The following is a 16,896-nucleotide window of genomic DNA, read 5'->3' as shown; positions in this document are numbered from 1 at the left end:
ATGGACACTTTGTTTTCTTCTGCCCAGCGGGAGCGCTCGCTTAAGCATGCGCCTCTCGCCGTTCGGATGCGCCCGGAATCGCTGGACGAGTATGTCGGTCAGGATAAGGCAGTCGGCCCCGGTTCCTGGTTGCGTCGCGCCATTGAGCACGATGTTTTGTCCAGTGTGATTTTGTATGGTCCGGCCGGTACAGGCAAGACAACACTTGCGCATATTATCGCCAAACACACGAGGAGCGAGTTTGTAGAGGTCTCTGCCGTCACCGGTTCGGTCAAGGATCTACGCCGCGAAATAGAGGAAGCTAAGCACCGCTTGCTCACCTATGACCGGCGCACCATCTTGTTTATCGATGAAATCCATCGCTTTTCTCGCTCACAGCAAGACGCCTTGCTCCATGCAGTTGAGGACCGTACCGTGGTCATGATCGGTGCCACGACGGAAAATCCCTACTTTGAGGTCAATTCTGCACTTCTTTCGCGCGGGCGTGTCGTGGAGCTTGAACACCTCACCAATGAGGACATCGCTCGCATTGTTCGTCACGCCATCGTCTCGCCTAAGGGCCTTGATGGCGCGTTCGCCGTTTCGGACGACGCTATCGAGGCCATCTGCATGCTTGCTGCGGGCGATGCGCGCTCGGCGCTCACGACGCTTGAGCTTGCAAGCGAGGTTTCGCTTACGTCCGACCATGGACAAGACAGCGCGGAGGGCTCTTCGAACCCCATTCCCATTACCGTTGATGATGTGAAAATCGCGAATCCGCGTCGGGGTTTTACCTACGATAAAGACGGCGATATGCACTATGACATCATCTCGGCCTTCATTAAGTCTATGCGCGGAAGCGATCCTGACGCGACGGTCTACTGGCTGGCGCGAATGATCGATGCGGGGGAGGACCCCAAGTTTATCGCACGACGCATTATGATCCAGGCATCCGAGGACGTGGGCAACGCCGACCCCCAAGCATTTTTGATTGCCGAGGCAGCTTTTAAGTCTGCCGAGGTCATTGGGTATCCAGAGTGTCGTATCAACCTTGCACAGGCTGCGCTCTATGTGGCGCTTGCGCCCAAGTCGAATGCTTGCGAGGCGGCGATAGATGCTGCCTTGGCCGATGTTCATTCGAGCGGTCTTCGCGAGGTGCCCTCTCATTTGCGTGATCGCCATCGTCCCGGTTCCGATTCCTACGGGCCTTACCTGTATCCTCATGACTTCCCAGAGGGCTGGGTCGATCAGCGCTATCTTCCCGAGGGACTTGATCGAGGGGCGTTTTGGAAACCCGACGGCAGGGGATGGGAGCAATGGCGTTTTGAGCAGAGCGAGCGAGATCGTACTGGTCTGGCGCCCGATGTTTCGGATTCGGCGGAGTAGAAGGTTTCTTTTCGCTTCGGGTATATCCATGCTCATTTGTCTAGCGTCCCCGCATCGGGGGTATCCTTGTCTATCGGTATATCTTTTTTGACGACCGTTTGTTGCAGGAGGCATTGATGGATCCCATGCAGATCGCTCTTATCGTTTTGATTGTGGCCGGCGTGTGGGCTGTGGTTGAGCTTGCCCTCGTTTTACGCCGTACGCGCGGAACGGTTGACACACTCGACAAGACGGTGGGAAAGCTTAACGATACGATCGATGATGTGCGTCCCGTTATCAATAAGCTCGATGAGACCGTCGAGAACCTCCAACCCGCTATTCAGCAGATTGAGCCGTTACTCCAGCGTTCGACGATTGCGGTCGAGGCCCTTTCTGCCGATCTGATCGAGGTAAATGGCGTCTTGCGCGATGTCTCGCAAATTACCGGCGGCGTTTCGACTGCCTCTGGCGCTATGTCCAACATCGCTGGTGCCGCGAGCGAGAAGGTGCAAAAACTGTTTAATAAGAAGCATCACGGCGAGGCTGTTTCGCACGATCGCACCCTGACCGAGTCTGCCGGGGTCGACGGCTCGCATGCTGATAACTCCGTGGAGAACACGGATGAGCATCAAGATGAGATGCCCGATGCCGCGGCGTCTTGCAAGTCCTATTACACCTATGGTGCCGATGGTGCAGCGGCTGGTTCGGAGGATGACCATGAATAGCGTGAGCCTTCGTCTTGAGGCGACACCCGCCCTCGCGCGTCTTGTGCGCATGACTGCCGCAAATATCGCTGTCCTGTCCTCCATGTCGGTAGACCGTGTCGAGGACCTTCGCATGGCGGCAGAGGAGGCATTCGTTCTTGCGTGCTCTTGCATCCCGGGACAAATGGTAACGGTTGATTTTGATGCCGATGATCAGCATGTGGGCATGACCTTCGATATGGGCGATGCACCGATTGTTGAGGGCGATGACTCTGCATCCACGTATGCTGACCTTATCCTGACCTCTGTTTGCGATTCGTATGAAAAGCTCAGCAATCCCACTCGTCTCGTGCTCGATATGAAGGCGGATGTTTAATGGCCGAAAAGTCCTCTACGGGCAAGGTCGCATGGGATAAGGAGCGCACCCGTGAGCTCTTTCGCCGTCTTAAGGAAGATGGTGACACGGATGCTCGCGAGAAGCTTGTCATGTCCCATATGAATCTCGTCCGCTTCCTTGCAAATAAATTCAAGAATCGCGGTGAGCCCCTCGACGATCTGATTCAGGTTGGCTATTTGGGTTTGCTCAAGGCTATCGATCGATTCGATCCCGATCGCGGTCTTGAGTTTACAACGTATGCGACCCCTACCATTTTGGGCGAAATCAAGCGTCACTTTAGGGATAAGGGCTGGAGCGTGCGCGTCCCACGTCGTCTTCAGGAGCTTTCTGCCAAGGTGAACCAGGCAACCGATGCGTTGACCATACAGCTTCAGCGTTCTCCGAAGGTCGAAGAGATTGCCGAATATCTTGGCGCCACGGTAGACGAGGTCCTCGAGGCCATGGAGTCTTCTAGCGCCTACAGCTCCGTTCCGCTTGAGGCCCCCGCCGGCGGAGCCGATTCCGAGGATGCGCCTTCCGTTCTTGATCGCTACGCCACCGAAGATTCTGAGCTTGATTTCACTGACGACCGCTTGATTCTAGAAGAGGCTCTGCGTGACTTTACTCCCCGTGAGAAAGAGATCATCGAGATGCGTTTCCTCAAGGGGATGACGCAGATCGAGATTGCCAAGGAGCTGGGGATTTCTCAAGTACAGGTGTCTCGTCTGCTACGCCGTACCCTTAAGAAGGTTCAGGATAAGATCGATCCCGAAGGAGTGATGGGGAAGTAATGGCACGGGATACCTCTGCGCGTCGTCGTGAGGCCGCCGAACTCCGGCTTCCCACCGCCCGCCTGACGCTCATCCGCATTTGGTCCGTTGTGGGTGCGATCGTTATCGCCGCAACGGTTCTCAATGTCTTGGGCGTCCTTTCTCCCGTTATCGAGTTTTTGGCCGTCGGCTCGCTTATCGCCTTTGTCGAGTCGCCTATCGTCAACGGCTTGGAACATCGCGGCGTTCCACGCGGCTTGGGTGCTCTTATCGGCTTAATCGTAGTCATCGCTATTATTGCCTGCGTTGTCATGGTTGTCGTTCCCATGTTCTTTGAGCAGTGCCTGGAGATTTTGTCCAACTTGCCTGCACAGCTACGCGAGCTCGGTACCCTTATCACTTCTGCCCTGCAGCGCTTCCGCTCCTTCTCACAAGGGTCTTGGGCGCTTGATATCGATTCCGTTTTCGCTTCGCTCGCAAACATCGTTCAGGTGTACGGCAAGCAGATCGCCGGTGACCTTGGCAAAGGGATGCTCCCTTTCATTACCGCTATCGCATCGCAGTTTTTCGTCGTCTTTTTGGGCTTGGTGCTCGCTTATTGGCTTGCTTGCGACTATCCGCGCATCCATCGCGAGATCAGCACCATCGTGGGCGAGGAGAAGGAGACGAGCTACCGTTTTATGGTTGCCATCTTCTCTCGCTCTATTGGCGGTTATATGCGCGGCATGGTTATCACGTCGATCGTTGGCGGCTTCCTTGCCTTCATGGGCTTTTTGCTTATTGGCCATCCTTACGCCTCGCTCATGGGAGTTCTGACGGGCATCATGCATCTCGTCCCCGTTGTCGGTCCCTGGGTTTCTGCTGCCGCAGCGACGATTTTGGCATTTTTTATCAACCCCTTCTTGGCTCTTTGGACCTTGCTAGTGACAGTCGTTGCGCAAAATATCACCGATAACGTTGTTTCGCCAAAGGTGATGCAATCTGCCGTGCAGGTCCATCCCGCTATGAGCCTTGCGGCACTTGTCGTGGGCAGCGCCCTTATGGGACCGCTTGGCATGGTGATTGCTATTCCCCTGTGCGCAGCGCTGAAGGGACTGTTCATCTTTTATTTCGAGAACGATACGAATCGCCAGATCGTCTCCTACGATGGAGCCCTTTTCAAAGGTACGCCTTTTGTTGATAAGGAGGGCATGCCGGTCGCCGCGTTCGATGCGCTGGGCGACGATAAATTCGCTTCGGATTCCGAGATTATCAAGGAAGATCACATGCCCGACGCGCAGGCAAAGCCGCGCCCCGACTTGGATAATCCCTGGTCGGCGCTGTCTATATTGCAAACAGGCGCACTGCCTTCGCAAACCGGTATCTTCCGCATGCCTCGCGTGGATGAAAACCATGCTGAGGGCAGCGCGGACGAGCGGGACACTATGGAGCCGCCTGAGAATGACGATGCTGACGAGTAGAGCGGCTTCCCCGTCTTTGCCCGCTCTTTTCCGGTTCTCTGTGTCGATTTAACCCTTGCTGCGCGCCGTCGCTTTTCGACGGCATACACACTGCATGTTAGCTGCTACAATCACTCTGTTTGAACAGAGGCGCCCGATGACGGCGCCCTATACTGATCGAGGAGTTTTCTTACCATGGCTGTAGACTTCCCTAAGATGACCACCGCTGAGATTCGCTCAGCTTTCCTCAAGTTCTTTGAGGAGCGCGGGCTTAAGCTCTATCCTTCTTCGAGCTTGGTGCCTGATGATCCCTCTTTGCTGCTTGCCAATGCGGGTATGAACCAGTTCAAGGAGTATTACCAGGGCAAGAAGACCATGAAGGAGATCGGTGCTTGCTCTTGTCAGAAATGCGTGCGCACCAATGATATCGATGTCATCGGCGAGGATGGCCGCCACCTCTCCTTCTTCGAGATGCTTGGCGATTTTTCTTTTGGCGGCGTTTCCAAGGAGCAGGCATGCGCTTGGGCCTTCGAGCTCATCACTGATGTCTTCAAGCTTCCGCTCGATCGCTTGTATTTCACTGTCTTTACCGATGACGACGAGACCCATGACATTTGGCGCTCGCTTGGTGTTCCCGAGGATCATATTTCCCGTCTGGGCGAGGACGATAACTTCTGGGCGGCAGGCCCCACCGGTCCGTGCGGCCCGTGCTCCGAGATCTATTTTGATCAGGGCGAGGAAGTAGGGTGCGGCGAGCCCGATTGCGCCCCTGGCTGCGACTGCGATCGCTTCCTTGAGTTCTGGAATCTTGTGTTTACGCAGTTTGATCGCCAGGAAGACGGCTCTATGCCCGAGCTTCCGCATCGCAACCTTGATACCGGTATGGGTCTTGAGCGCATGGCCGCGATCATGCAGCACAAGAGCGCCAACTATGATGGCGACCTTATGCAGGGCCTTATTGCACTGGGCGAGAAAATCTCGGGTAAGGCGTATGATCCTGAGAGCTATGAAGGCGCATCGCGCTCGCTGCGCATCATCGCCGATCATGCTCGCGCGGTTGATTTCATGATTTCCGACGGCGTTCTTCCCGGCAACGAGGGTAGGGAGTATGTCCTTCGTCGCCTTTTGCGTCGCGCTGTTTTCCATGGTCGTCTGCTTGGTATCGAGGGGGCTTTCCTCAACAAGTTCATCGACGCCGTGAACGAGCTGATGGGCGAGGCCTATCCCGAGCTTTTGAAGAACGTCACGCTTGTGCGCGGTATCGTTGCTGCCGAGGAAGAGCGTTTCTCCACTACGCTTGATAACGGTCGCGTTTATCTGGACGAGGCTCTCTCTCAGCTTGAGGACGGTGCCGTTCTTGGCGGTGAGACCGCTTTTAAGCTGCACGATACCTTTGGTTTCCCCATTGACCTGACGGTTGAGATTTCTCGTTCTGCCGGCCATGAGGTTGACATGGACGGCTTTGATGCCGCTATGGCTGCCCAGAAGGACCGAGCTCGCGCAGCCGTCAAGGGCGACGCTTGGGGATCGTTCAACGATGTCTGGGTCGAGCTTTCCGACACCTGTGCCGTCACTGAGTTTTGCGGCTATGATGACTGCACCCTCGATGACGCTCACGTTGTCGCTCTTGTAGCCGACGGCGCTTCGGTTGACTCGGCTGCTGCTGGCCAGGATGTTGAGGTCGTTCTCGACCGCACGCCGTTTTATGCCGAGATGGGCGGCCAGATGGGCGATGCGGGCTCGTTGACGGGCTCCGCCAATCTTGAAGTTTCCGATACTAAGAATCATAACGGTCTGTATGCGCACGTTTCCCATGTCGTGTCGGGCGAGATTCATGTGGGCGATACCGTTTGCGCTGCCGTATGCGCTCATCGTCGAGAGCTGCTTCGCCGCAACCACACTGCAACCCACTTGCTTGACGCTGCTCTTAAGGCGGTTTTAGGCGATCACGTTTCCCAGGCCGGATCGCTTGTTGCGCCCGAGCACCTGCGTTTCGACTTCACTCACTTTGAGGCGCTCAGCGACGAGCAGCTTAAGCGCGTCGAGGATCTTGTTAACGAGCAGATTTTTGCCGCCAAGCCGGTCGTCACTGTCGAGATGAATATCGAGGATGCGAAGGCTTCTGGTGCTGTCGCCCTGTTTGGTGAGAAGTACGGTGACGTCGTGCGCGTTGTTTCCGTCGGTGCCGAAGATAAGCCGTTCTCGCGTGAGCTTTGCGGCGGTACACATGCTCGCAATACTGCCGAGCTTGGTTTCTTTAAGATTGTCAACGAGTCCTCTACTGGCTCGAACGTGCGCCGTATCGAGGCTGTAACCTCCGAGGGCGCCGTCGCATACCTCTCCGATCGTGCAGCTCTTGTCGATTCTGCTGCCGCAACGCTCAAGTGCCGTGCCGAGGAGGTCCCTGCCCGCGTTGAGATGCTGAGCCAGGAGCTTCGCGAGGCAAACTCCAAGCTCAAGAAGGCTTTGACCGGCGGTTCCTCCGATGCGATTGGTTCTGCTATCGAGGCTGCTACCGATATGGGTGCCTATAAGCTCGTTGTCGCCGAGGTTCCTGGTCTTGAGGCTGCAGACCTTCGTAACGTTTGGGACACCATTCATACTAAGTTCGGCTCCCAGGCCGCTTGCGTTATCGCCACGGTTACCGAGAAGGGCACGCCTGCTCTGCTTGCTGCTGCTGCCGAAGATGCCGTTGCCGCGGGTTTCCATGCGGGTAATTTGATCAAGACGATTGCCCCTGCTGTTGATGGCCGTGGCGGCGGTCGACCCAATATGGCTCAGGCTGGTGGCAAAAACGCAAAGGGCCTCTCTGCTGCCCTCGATCTTGCCCGTACCGAGCTTGGCGCCTAAGAGGCATCAACGTGGTTGCACTGGCTCTTGATATCGGCGAGACACGAATCGGCATTGCGGTGTCGGACCGTAGCGGCCGCGTTGCCTCGCCGGTCAAGGTGCTTCCTGCTGCCGAGGTCATCGGGCTTGCGAAGTCCTTTCTCTATATCGTGGAGGACTATGAGCCCGATGTCTTGGTGTCCGGACGTCCCATGACTATGGCGGGGGAACGCGGGCCGCAGGCCGAGCGCGTCGAGGTGCAGGCTCAAAAAATCGCCGATGCCCTCGATCTCCCCTTATATTTTGAAGACGAGCGCTTGAGTTCGGCTGAAGCGAAACGCATCTTGCGAGAGCAGGGGCTTTCTGAAAAGCAGATGCGCGGCAAGGTGGATATGATAGCCGCATCGCTCTTTTTGCAATCATGGCTCGACTCTCGACAGGAAAGGGATGAACGTGGCTAACACCCCTAAAGGACCTTCTCCTCGCGATGGACATCGTAGGGCAACGCCCACTCGTCGTGCTGAGGCGTCCGCGCATCGGCAGGTGCCTCAGGCGCGATGCGCTTCGCATGCATCCCGTGGGGTTCATTCGCCGCGTCCTTATGCGCCTTCGCCCTATTCGAGCGCTACGCATTCTCGAAGCGCAGCACGTCGTCGTCCTCAGCAGCAACGTCGCTCGAAAACTCCGTTGATCGCGGCGATTGTCTCTCTCTTGGCTATCGCTGTCATCGCATACTTCTTTGTGGTTCCAGCTGTCAAATCGATGTTTGCGCCTCAGCAGGGGCAGACGGTTGCGGCTGGCCAAGATGTGAGCATCACGATTCCCGAGGGCGCTTCGGGCGATGACATCGCCTCGATCCTTTCGAAGAATCACGTTATCGAGAATCCGAAGGACTATTATGCTGCCGTCGCCAAAGAGGGCGCCGAGATGTCCCTCAAACCAGGCGATTATGCGCTTAAGACCGGTATGGATGCTGTCGATGTCGTAAGGCAGCTCGTTGCGGGTCCCAATTCCGGTGCGGTCCTCACGATTCAGGAGGGGCTCACGCTGGAGCAGACCGCCGAACGCGTCGAAGCGGCCTATGGGATTTCGAAAGATGAGTTCCTCGCTCAAGCTAAGGCATCGAAGTATGCCGATGACTATCCGTTCTTAGAGGGCGCATATAACGATTCTCTCGAGGGTTATCTCTACCCGAAAACCTATACGTTTACGGGTGCTCCTTCGGCAGACGACATCATTCGCAAACTTCTCGACCAATTTGTGTCCGAGACCGCATCTCTCAACTTGGATAAGGGGGCAAACGGTCTTTCTGCTCAGCAGATCGTGACCATGGCATCTCTTATCGAGCGAGAGACCGCTGTCGATTCTGAACGCCCGACCATTGCGAGCGTTATCTACAATCGTCTTGACGCCGACATGCCGCTTCAGATCGACGCTGCTATCGTCTATGCGCGCGGCGGTGGGAACCAGGCCGTGACCTATAGCGACCTTGAGATTGATTCGCCCTACAACGTGTACAAGAACTACGGTCTTACTCCGGGACCCATCTGCAGCCCGAGTATCTCTTCGATCAAGGCTGCGCTTAATCCCGATAAAACCGACTATCTGTATTATGTTGCCTCGGCGACAGGCGATGGCACCCATAAATTCTCTTCTGATTACGAACAGTTTGAAAAAGACAGTCAAGAGTACTCGGAGTCCCTATCATCATGAGTTGGTTTTCTCCCACCCGCTACGTTTCCCGCGTCGAGCGCATCGACCTCGATGAGCTTTGGGCTCAAGGGAAGCGCGCAATTATGCTCGATCGCGATAACACGCTGGTGCCGCGCGACATGAAAAGCGCTCCCGAATCGGTTGCTGCCTGGCTTGACCATGCGCGGGAACTTGGGTTCTCCCTTTATATGGTCTCTAATAATTGGCATAAAAACCAAGTCGCTCGTTCCAGTCGTGAGTTGGGCATGACGGCAATCTGTTTTGCCTGCAAACCGCTTCCTTTCGCTATTCACCGTGCTCTCGATCGCATGGGGGTGCCGAATGAGCAGGCGGTTATGATTGGTGACCAGCTCTATACGGATGTCTGGGCCGGTAATTTTGCCGGGGTCGATAGCATTCTCGTGAAGCCGCAGACTCATGTTGACCTTTGGTACACGCAAATCTTTCGTATCTTCGAGCGCCGTGCCCTTGCGCATGTTCCCTGCGAGGAGTAGCTGGCATGCCATCGCTTGAAAAACGAGGCTGCGACCATATTTTCTTCGTTGGGTTCCTCGGCGCGGGAAAATCTACCTTGGCTCGAAACCTCGGGCACATGTTTAATCGGCGCTATGTCGACACCGATCGTTTGGTGGAACGTCGGGCAGGTAAAACCGTTACGCAGATTTTCGAGTCCGATGGGGAAGCGGCGTTTCGCATTCTCGAGACCAAGGTTTTGAAGTCGCTTTCTACGGGCCGTAGCTTGCTTGTTTCCTGCGGGGGCGGCATTGTGGAGACGCCGCGCAATATCGAACTCATCCATGAGCTTGGCTATTGCGTATACCTTGACGGTGACATCGACGACTCGTTGAGGCAGATACGCAGAAGCGATACGCGTCCCGATTTTCGCTCAGAATCCCATGCCGCCGATCTTTTGCGACATCGCAGACCGCTCTATCAGCAGGCGGCCGATCTGACGCTCGATATCCGTGGAAAGAGCTTTTCGGAAGTCGGCTTTGAATGTGCCGAACTCTTGCTAGAAAGTGGGTTGTTGTAATGATTCGTCGTCAGCTTGTGAACCTTGGCGGCTTTGGTTGCGATTATCGAATCGGATGCGGTGCTCTTGGTGATTTTTCGCGTTTCGCCTCCAATGTCGTGGCCACCCCTAAGCGCGCAGTTCTCGTCATCGAAGCTGGAGCTGTTGATTCGACTCTTACACTTGTTAACCGCGGCCTGATCGATGCTGGCTTTCGAGTCTACACAATGCAATTTGCGCCCGATGATTCGGTTTGTACGGTTGATTGCGCCCTGAGGATTCAGGAATTCTGTGCCGAGTCCCAGCTCACCTGCGATGACGTTATCGTTTCGGTTGGAGGCATGGATGTAGCATCGGTCGTCGATTATGTTGCCATGAGCTGGTGCGGCGGTTGCGCCTGCGCCCATGTGCCCACGACGTTTGATGCCATGTGCCTTGCCGCTACGCGCATGCGTCCCCTCGGCCTTTCTTCGGCTCATGAGCTTGTCTCTTTCCATCCTCATGTTTCACTTGTAGTTTGCGACCTTGATCTGGTGATGGGGCAGAGCGCTGACGATAAAATGCTCGGCTTGGTTTACCTCGTTGCAGCCGCAATGACCGAATCCACTCGTTCTTGGGAGAACTTCGCCAAGAAGATCCCCGGTTATCTTGCGGGCGAAGAGGTTGCCTATATCGATATGCTCGGCATGGCTCAAACCGCTTGGAGCGGTGTTCTCAAGGCATCTAATCCTTCTGCGCGCAAGGCTTTCAATTACGGCCAGCCCACGGCTCGTGCGCTTGCGTCGTGCCTTGGGGATTCGTTTGCCCCCGCTCAGTATCTTGCTGAAGGCTTGCGCTTCGAGGCGCGTCTTGCTCATGAGGTCTTTGGTCTTGATTTGGACACGGTTTTTGATCAGGATGATCGTTTGGATGACTTGGGAATTGAGGAAATCGCTTTCGATTTGGATGTCGATGTCTTTATCGCCGCGCTAAAACGCGAAGCGTATCGACTCGCCAACCGTTTCATGCTCTCTATCCCCAAGGCTTCCGGCACCATTCGCCTCGCAACTGTTGACGATGATGTGCTCGAGCGCCACGCGAAGGCGTATCTTTCCTCGCGTGCCGATTTGATCAATGGGTAATTCAACCTCGTTTTGGAAAGGTGATTGTTGATGGATACTAAGCTTAACGGGCCTCTTGGTCGTATCGCGCGCGTGCGCAAGATGATGGAGGAGCGCGGCTACGACGCCGTGGTCATTCGCGACGAAGCTAACCTTCGTTGGCTCACGGGCGCAAAGGGTACGTTCGACTATACCTTTGAGTTCCCGCACGTCACCTTTATCACGGCAGACGAGTGCTATTTCCATACCGATTCGCGCTACTTCAATACCTTCCAGGAGAATCTCCCGGCCGATTCCCCCTGGAAGCTCGACATGAATGAGGGCACTATGCCCCGTTGGGTCGCCGAACGCGCCCGCGATACGCGCTCTCGTGTGATTGCCGTGGAGGATGACATGCAGATTTCCTTCTATTTTGGAATCATGCGCGCCCTTGAGGACCTCTCCATCACGGCGAGTCTGCCGCAGCTTCATCATGACCTTCAGCGCATGCGCGCTGTGAAGGACGATGAGGAGATCGCTCTCATGCGCCAAGCGCAGTCGATCACCGATGCCGCCTTCCAGCACATGCTCACCTTCATCAAGCCTGGCTTGACCGAGAAGGAGATTCGTACCGAGCTCGAGAACTTTATGTTCAGCAACGGCGCCGATTCCCTTGCATTTGGTTCTATCGTGGCTTCTGGTCCCAATACGGCCAATCCGCACGCCGTGCCTTCCGATCGCGTTGTTCAGCGCGGCGACTTCGTGCTGATGGATTACGGTGCGGGTTATTGCGATTATCGCAGCGATATGACCCGTACCGTGGTAGTAGGTGAGCCCACGCCCGAGCAGCTTGATCTGTATGCGCTTGTGCGCCGTACGCATGAGGAGTGTGCCGCAGCCGTTCATGCCGGCGTCGAGGGCAACGACATCTTCAAACTCTCGCGCAAGATCATCGGCGATGCCGGCTATGGCGACTACTACAACCACGGCCTTGGCCACGGTGTGGGTATCGACATCCACGAGATGCCGAACTTCAATCGTTCGATGAATATCATCGAGGCCGGCTCCGTCATCACCATCGAGCCTGGTGTCTATCTACCCGGCATCGGTGGCGTGCGTCTTGAGGATTACGGTGTGGTGACCGAGGACGGGTACGAGCCGTTCACCAAGTCCTCGCACGAGCTTCAGGTTATCGACTGCTAACGTCGAAACAAGCCTGCAACACGTCGTGTTTCCTTGCGTACTTTACCGTGGGAAACCAAGAAACGTGTATACTTTTAAACTGTCTGTATGGAGCGTTTTGCCGCTCAGTGTTAGAAAGGTAATCATGGCTAGCATCACCACTGCCGATTTTAAGAACGGCCTCGGTCTTAAGATTAAGGACAAGATCTGCACTATCGTCGAGTTCCAGCATGTCAAGCCGGGCAAGGGCGGTGCGTTCGTTCGCTATAAGACCAAGGACCTCAGGACTGGTCGTGTTGTCGAGCAGACCTGCAACGCTGGCTCTAAGTTCGAGAGCGTTACCCTCACCACTACCGAGATGCAGTATCTCTACAACGATGGCGATAACTACTACTTCATGAATATGGAGACCTACGATCAGATCCCCGTCTCGTCCGATTTCATCGGCGATAACGCGAAGTGGCTGCGCGAGAATGACGTTTGCCAGCTTCTGTATGCAGATGAGGACCTCATGGGTGTTAATCCGCCCATGTTCATCGAGGCCGAGATCACCGAGACCGACCCTGGCTTCAAGGGCGATACCGTTCAGGGTGGTTCCAAGCCCGCGACCATCGACACCGGTGCTATCGTGCAGGTTCCCATGTATCTCAACGTGGGCGAGAGGATCAAGGTCGATACGCGCGACGGCAAGTTCGTTTCCCGCGTTTAATTTCGGCGTACATCGATTCCGCATCGGGCGGGGGAATTTACCCCGCCCTTTTTATACCGAGAGCACGTAGATTGGGGTTCACATGGCTGATAAACGCCTCCGCGTGATGGACACGACCATCCGTGACGGACAGCAGTCGCTCTGGGCGACGCGCATGACTATCGGCGATATCCTTCCCATCTTGCCCAAGATGGACGAAGTTGGATATTGGGCCATCGAGGCGTGGGGCGGTGCCACGTTCGATTCGTGCCTGAGGTTTCTAGATGAGAACCCTTGGGACCGTCTTCGTCAGATAAAAGCCGCTACGCCCAAGACTCCGCTCGCGATGCTCGTGCGCGGTCAGAACCTCGTTGGCTATCGCCATTATTCCTCCGATGTTGTCGACCGCTTCATTGCCTGTGCGCACAAGAACGGCATCGATGTCTTCCGTGTCTTCGACGCTTTGAACGATATCGATAACATGCGCGATTGCGCCCGTGCCGTAAAAGCCTGCGGTGCGCATTTTGAGCCTGCCATTTCTTACACGACCAGCCCGGTCCATACCCTTGATTCCTATGTCGACTATGCCTGTAAGCTTGCCGAGCTCGGTGCAGACACCATCTGCATCAAGGATATGGCCGGCCTGCTCACGCCGTATCGCACCGAGAAGCTTGTGAATGCTTTGCGTGCTGCTGTTGACGTGCCGATCCATCTGCATAGTCACTATGTTGGCGGCATGGCCCCTTCGTGCTTTATCAAGGGCGCCGAAGCAGGCGCCTCGATTGTCGATACGGCTTCTGCTCCGCTTGCTTCGGGCAATTCCCATCCTGCAGTTGAGATGGTCGCGGCTTCCTTCAAGGAATCTGCTTTCGATACCGGATTCGATCTTAACCTTCTCTTTGAGATCGCGAACTACTGGGAGGAGGTGCGCCGTCGCGGCCACTATAAGCGCGGCGTCTCCTCGCTCATTCACATGCAGGTCTATAAGCATCAGATTCCCGGCGGCATGATGAGCAACCTCATGAGCCAGCTTGAGGTCCAGCATGCGACTGACCGTCTGGAAGATGTCGTGGCTGAAATTCCGCGCGTTCGCGCTGAGGTCGGTTTCCCGCCGCTCGTTACTCCTATGAGCCAAATCGTCGGTACCCAGGCTGTCATGAACGTGCTTACTGGCAAGCGCTGGAGCATCGTGTCCAAAGAGATGCGCGACTATCTGCTTGGTGCGTATGGTCATGCTCCCGCGCCGTTTAACTCTGAGATTATGCATAAGGTCTTTGGCGAAAACGTCGACCTCGCCACGATTGGAAATGAGTTGGCACTCGACGAACCGCCGACCTTTGCTCAGTGTGCGGAGGAGATCGGCGAGCTAGCACATAGCGATGAAGATGTCTTGATGTATGCAATGTTCCCGGTGGAGGCTAGGGCCTTTTTGTCCAAGCATCCCTCGAACGAATCGGTTGAGTTCTTGCACGATGAGGACGCAAGTCAGACCAAGGAGGATGATTACGTGGATATGAATCAGATTCGCGAGCTTATTCGCGCTGTTGAGGAGAGCAAGATCGGCGAGATCAGCATCAAGGATGCCGGCAGCGAAATCACCGTTCGTAAGCCTGAGGTTGCCCTTGCGGCGAATCTCGCAGCCGCACAGGCCGCTCCCGCCGCTCCTCCCGCGGCTGCTGCTCCCGCCGAGCAGTCCGAGGCCGATGACGCCAAGCGTCCTTTGAGTTGGAAGCCCGTTAAGAGCCCCATGGTCGGCACGTTCTATTCGGCGCCTAGCCCCGACGATCCCGACTTTGTCGCCGTGGGCGATGAGGTCATGGCTGGCTCCACCTTGTGCATCGTTGAAGCTATGAAGCTCATGAACGAAATCGCTGCCGACGAGATGGGTACGATTCGCGAGGTGTGCGTCGAGAATGGCGATGCTGTCGAGTACGGCCAGGTGATGTTCTATCTGGAGCCTATTACTTCGAAATAGGATTTTGTTCGCTCTGTCCTGTTCGTATTATGAAAGGCCGATATCCGGATGTTCAAGAAGATTTTGATCGCCAACCGCGGCGAGATTGCGTTGCGTATCGTTCGTGCTTGCAAAGATCTAGGCGTGAAAAGCTGCATTGCGTATTCCGAGGCGGATACGAATACTACAGCTGTCCTTGAGGCTGACGAGCGCGTTTGCATTGGACCGGCTCCTTCTGCCAAGAGCTATCTCGACTATGCTCGCATCATCGGAGCTGCAGTCTCGCGCGGATGCGAAGCGGTTCATCCCGGTTATGGCTTTTTGTCCGAGAACGCCGAATTTGCACGCGCCTGTGCCGACAACGATCTGGTGTTCATAGGTCCCGCTCCCGAGGTTATCGATGCGATGGGCGAGAAGAGCAATGCCAAGCAGACCATGAAGGCTGCAGGTGTCCCTACCGTTCCTGGCAGCGACGGCCCCGTTGAGTCCGTCGAGCAAGCGCGCGCCTTTGCGGAGGCTGTCGGGTATCCCGTTCTCATCAAGGCGTCCGCTGGCGGCGGCGGCAAGGGTATGCGCGAGGTGCATGATCCGGCAGATCTTCAGAAGGAATTCGACGCCGCCCGTTCCGAAGCGCGTGTCGCCTTTGGCAACGATGAGGTGTATCTCGAAAAGCTCATCTTGCGCCCTCGCCACGTTGAGATTCAGGTTCTGGCCGATTCTTTTGGTCATGCTGCTGCCCTTTGCGAGCGCGATTGCTCCGTTCAGCGCCGTCATCAAAAGCTTGTTGAGGAGGCTCCGAGCCCGGCGCTTTCCGATGAGCAGCGCGCCCAGATGTGCAAGGTCGCCATTACCGCTGTCCGTGAAGTTGGCTACGTCAATGCCGGTACCATAGAGTTTCTCCTCGATGAGGATGGCAGCTTCTACTTTATGGAGATGAATACCCGCATCCAAGTGGAACATCCGGTGACCGAGGAGATCACGCGTACCGATCTTGTGTGTGAGCAGCTGCGTATCGCATCCGGTGAGCCCATGACGGTTCCCGATGGGGGCATTACGGTGCCTTCCGGCCACGCGTTCGAGTTCCGTATTAATGCAGAGGATCCTGCACATGGATTCAGGCCTTGTCCTGGTACCATCAAGCACCTTCGTTTGCCTGGTGGACCCGGCGTGCGCGTGGAGACGCATGTATATGAGGGCTATACGATTCCACCTACGTATGATTCTCTTGTAGCCAAGATCATCGTTTGGGGTGCCGACCGTGCACAGGCTCTTGCCCGTGCTCGCCGCGCTCTTGATGAGTGCGAGATCGAGGGAATCGCCACAACGCTTCCATTCCATCGGGATGTTGTGCGAAACGCTCAGTTTGCGTCTGGAATCGTGTACACTGATTTCATTCCTGAGCATATGCCCGAGTATCTTTGCTAGAAATGGGTGAGTCATATGAGTCAAGAGATCAAGATTGATGGCATCGCTATCGCACCGGACGTTCTGACCACAATAGTCGTTCGTTCCCTTGCTGACATTGAGGGTGTTGCCTCGGTCGGTAATAACGACCTTGCTGCAAACCTTGTTTCGATGTTCTCGTCCAAGACTTCTTCTCCGTCTCTTCCTGCGGTCGAAGCTACGGTCGAAGACGACGCTCTTCATATCGTCGTCCGCTTGACCGTATTTTTTGGCTATCCGTTTAAAAAGCTTGCCGAGGCTGTGCGCGTCGCCGTTTCCAAGGCGATTGATGCGCAGGTAGGCGTTGCTGTTTGTGCTGTCGATGTTTGCATCGACAACCTGGTATTCCCCAAGGAGTAGCTT

Annotated in this window: 16 protein-coding genes; all 16 read left to right on the top strand. The window is 55.7% G+C overall.

Annotated elements, in window-relative coordinates; genetic code table 11:
* The 16 genes from BQ9843_RS03670 to BQ9843_RS03595 all read left to right on the top strand — a co-directional run bounded on the left by BQ9843_RS03670 (position 1) and on the right by BQ9843_RS03595 (position 16,893).
* Positions 1 to 1,365, top strand: a complete 1,365-nt coding sequence (locus BQ9843_RS03670) for a replication-associated recombination protein A (protein WP_075843918.1) — start codon at positions 1 to 3, stop codon at positions 1,363 to 1,365.
* A gap of 116 nt (positions 1,366 to 1,481) precedes the next feature.
* Entirely contained in the window at positions 1,482 to 2,069 is a 588-nt protein-coding gene (locus BQ9843_RS03665; RefSeq protein WP_075843917.1) for a hypothetical protein, read from the top strand.
* Positions 2,062 to 2,424 (top strand): ATP-binding protein, encoded by a 363-nt coding sequence (locus BQ9843_RS03660; RefSeq protein WP_171022737.1) that lies wholly within the window; start codon positions 2,062 to 2,064, stop codon positions 2,422 to 2,424. The genes BQ9843_RS03665 and BQ9843_RS03660 overlap by 8 nt, the downstream gene beginning before the upstream one ends.
* On the top strand, positions 2,424 to 3,215 hold the full coding sequence (locus BQ9843_RS03655) for a SigB/SigF/SigG family RNA polymerase sigma factor (protein ID WP_022387484.1): 792 nt from the start codon (positions 2,424 to 2,426) through the stop codon (positions 3,213 to 3,215). Before BQ9843_RS03660 ends, BQ9843_RS03655 begins: the two co-directional genes overlap by 1 nt.
* Positions 3,215 to 4,654, top strand: a complete 1,440-nt coding sequence (locus BQ9843_RS03650) for an AI-2E family transporter (RefSeq protein WP_075843916.1) — start codon at positions 3,215 to 3,217, stop codon at positions 4,652 to 4,654. The genes BQ9843_RS03655 and BQ9843_RS03650 overlap by 1 nt, the downstream gene beginning before the upstream one ends.
* A gap of 174 nt (positions 4,655 to 4,828) precedes the next feature.
* A complete protein-coding gene (gene alaS, locus BQ9843_RS03645; RefSeq protein ID WP_075843915.1) occupies positions 4,829 to 7,483 on the top strand; it encodes an alanine--tRNA ligase in 2,655 nt (884 codons plus the stop codon).
* A gap of 11 nt (positions 7,484 to 7,494) precedes the next feature.
* The gene (gene ruvX, locus BQ9843_RS03640; protein ID WP_075843914.1) at positions 7,495 to 7,923 is read left to right on the top strand and encodes a Holliday junction resolvase RuvX; all 429 of its coding nucleotides are present in this window, start codon (positions 7,495 to 7,497) and stop codon (positions 7,921 to 7,923) included.
* Between the two features lie 250 nt (positions 7,924 to 8,173).
* Complete coding sequence (mltG, locus tag BQ9843_RS03635) at positions 8,174 to 9,175, top strand: endolytic transglycosylase MltG (protein WP_230205571.1); 1,002 nt, start codon at positions 8,174 to 8,176, stop codon at positions 9,173 to 9,175.
* A complete protein-coding gene (locus BQ9843_RS03630) occupies positions 9,172 to 9,669 on the top strand; it encodes a YqeG family HAD IIIA-type phosphatase (RefSeq protein WP_040220549.1) in 498 nt (165 codons plus the stop codon). Before mltG ends, BQ9843_RS03630 begins: the two co-directional genes overlap by 4 nt.
* 5 nt (positions 9,670 to 9,674) lie before the next feature.
* Entirely contained in the window at positions 9,675 to 10,208 is a 534-nt protein-coding gene (locus BQ9843_RS03625) for a shikimate kinase (protein ID WP_040220548.1), read from the top strand.
* On the top strand, positions 10,208 to 11,308 hold the full coding sequence (locus BQ9843_RS03620; RefSeq protein WP_195906607.1) for a hypothetical protein: 1,101 nt from the start codon (positions 10,208 to 10,210) through the stop codon (positions 11,306 to 11,308). Before BQ9843_RS03625 ends, BQ9843_RS03620 begins: the two co-directional genes overlap by 1 nt.
* A 30-nt stretch (positions 11,309 to 11,338) precedes the next feature.
* Positions 11,339 to 12,469, top strand: coding sequence for a M24 family metallopeptidase (locus BQ9843_RS03615; protein WP_075843911.1), 1,131 nt, complete (start codon positions 11,339 to 11,341; stop codon positions 12,467 to 12,469).
* Between the two features lie 124 nt (positions 12,470 to 12,593).
* Positions 12,594 to 13,157: an elongation factor P gene (efp, locus tag BQ9843_RS03610; RefSeq protein WP_040220543.1), complete on the top strand. Its 564-nt coding sequence runs from the start codon at positions 12,594 to 12,596 to the stop codon at positions 13,155 to 13,157.
* Positions 13,158 to 13,239: 82 nt separating this feature from the next.
* The gene (gene accB / locus BQ9843_RS03605; RefSeq protein WP_075843910.1) at positions 13,240 to 15,111 is read left to right on the top strand and encodes an acetyl-CoA carboxylase biotin carboxyl carrier protein; all 1,872 of its coding nucleotides are present in this window, start codon (positions 13,240 to 13,242) and stop codon (positions 15,109 to 15,111) included.
* A gap of 48 nt (positions 15,112 to 15,159) precedes the next feature.
* Complete coding sequence (gene accC / locus BQ9843_RS03600; RefSeq protein WP_075843909.1) at positions 15,160 to 16,515, top strand: acetyl-CoA carboxylase biotin carboxylase subunit; 1,356 nt, start codon at positions 15,160 to 15,162, stop codon at positions 16,513 to 16,515.
* 15 nt (positions 16,516 to 16,530) lie between these two features.
* Complete coding sequence (locus BQ9843_RS03595; protein ID WP_022387471.1) at positions 16,531 to 16,893, top strand: Asp23/Gls24 family envelope stress response protein; 363 nt, start codon at positions 16,531 to 16,533, stop codon at positions 16,891 to 16,893.
* Positions 16,894 to 16,896: the final 3 nt, after the last annotated feature.

The sequence above is a fragment of the Collinsella bouchesdurhonensis genome, from assembly GCF_900155365.1.
In the GTDB taxonomy this organism is placed as follows: domain Bacteria; phylum Actinomycetota; class Coriobacteriia; order Coriobacteriales; family Coriobacteriaceae; genus Collinsella; species Collinsella bouchesdurhonensis.
This window is presented reverse-complemented; position numbering and strand designations above follow the sequence as displayed.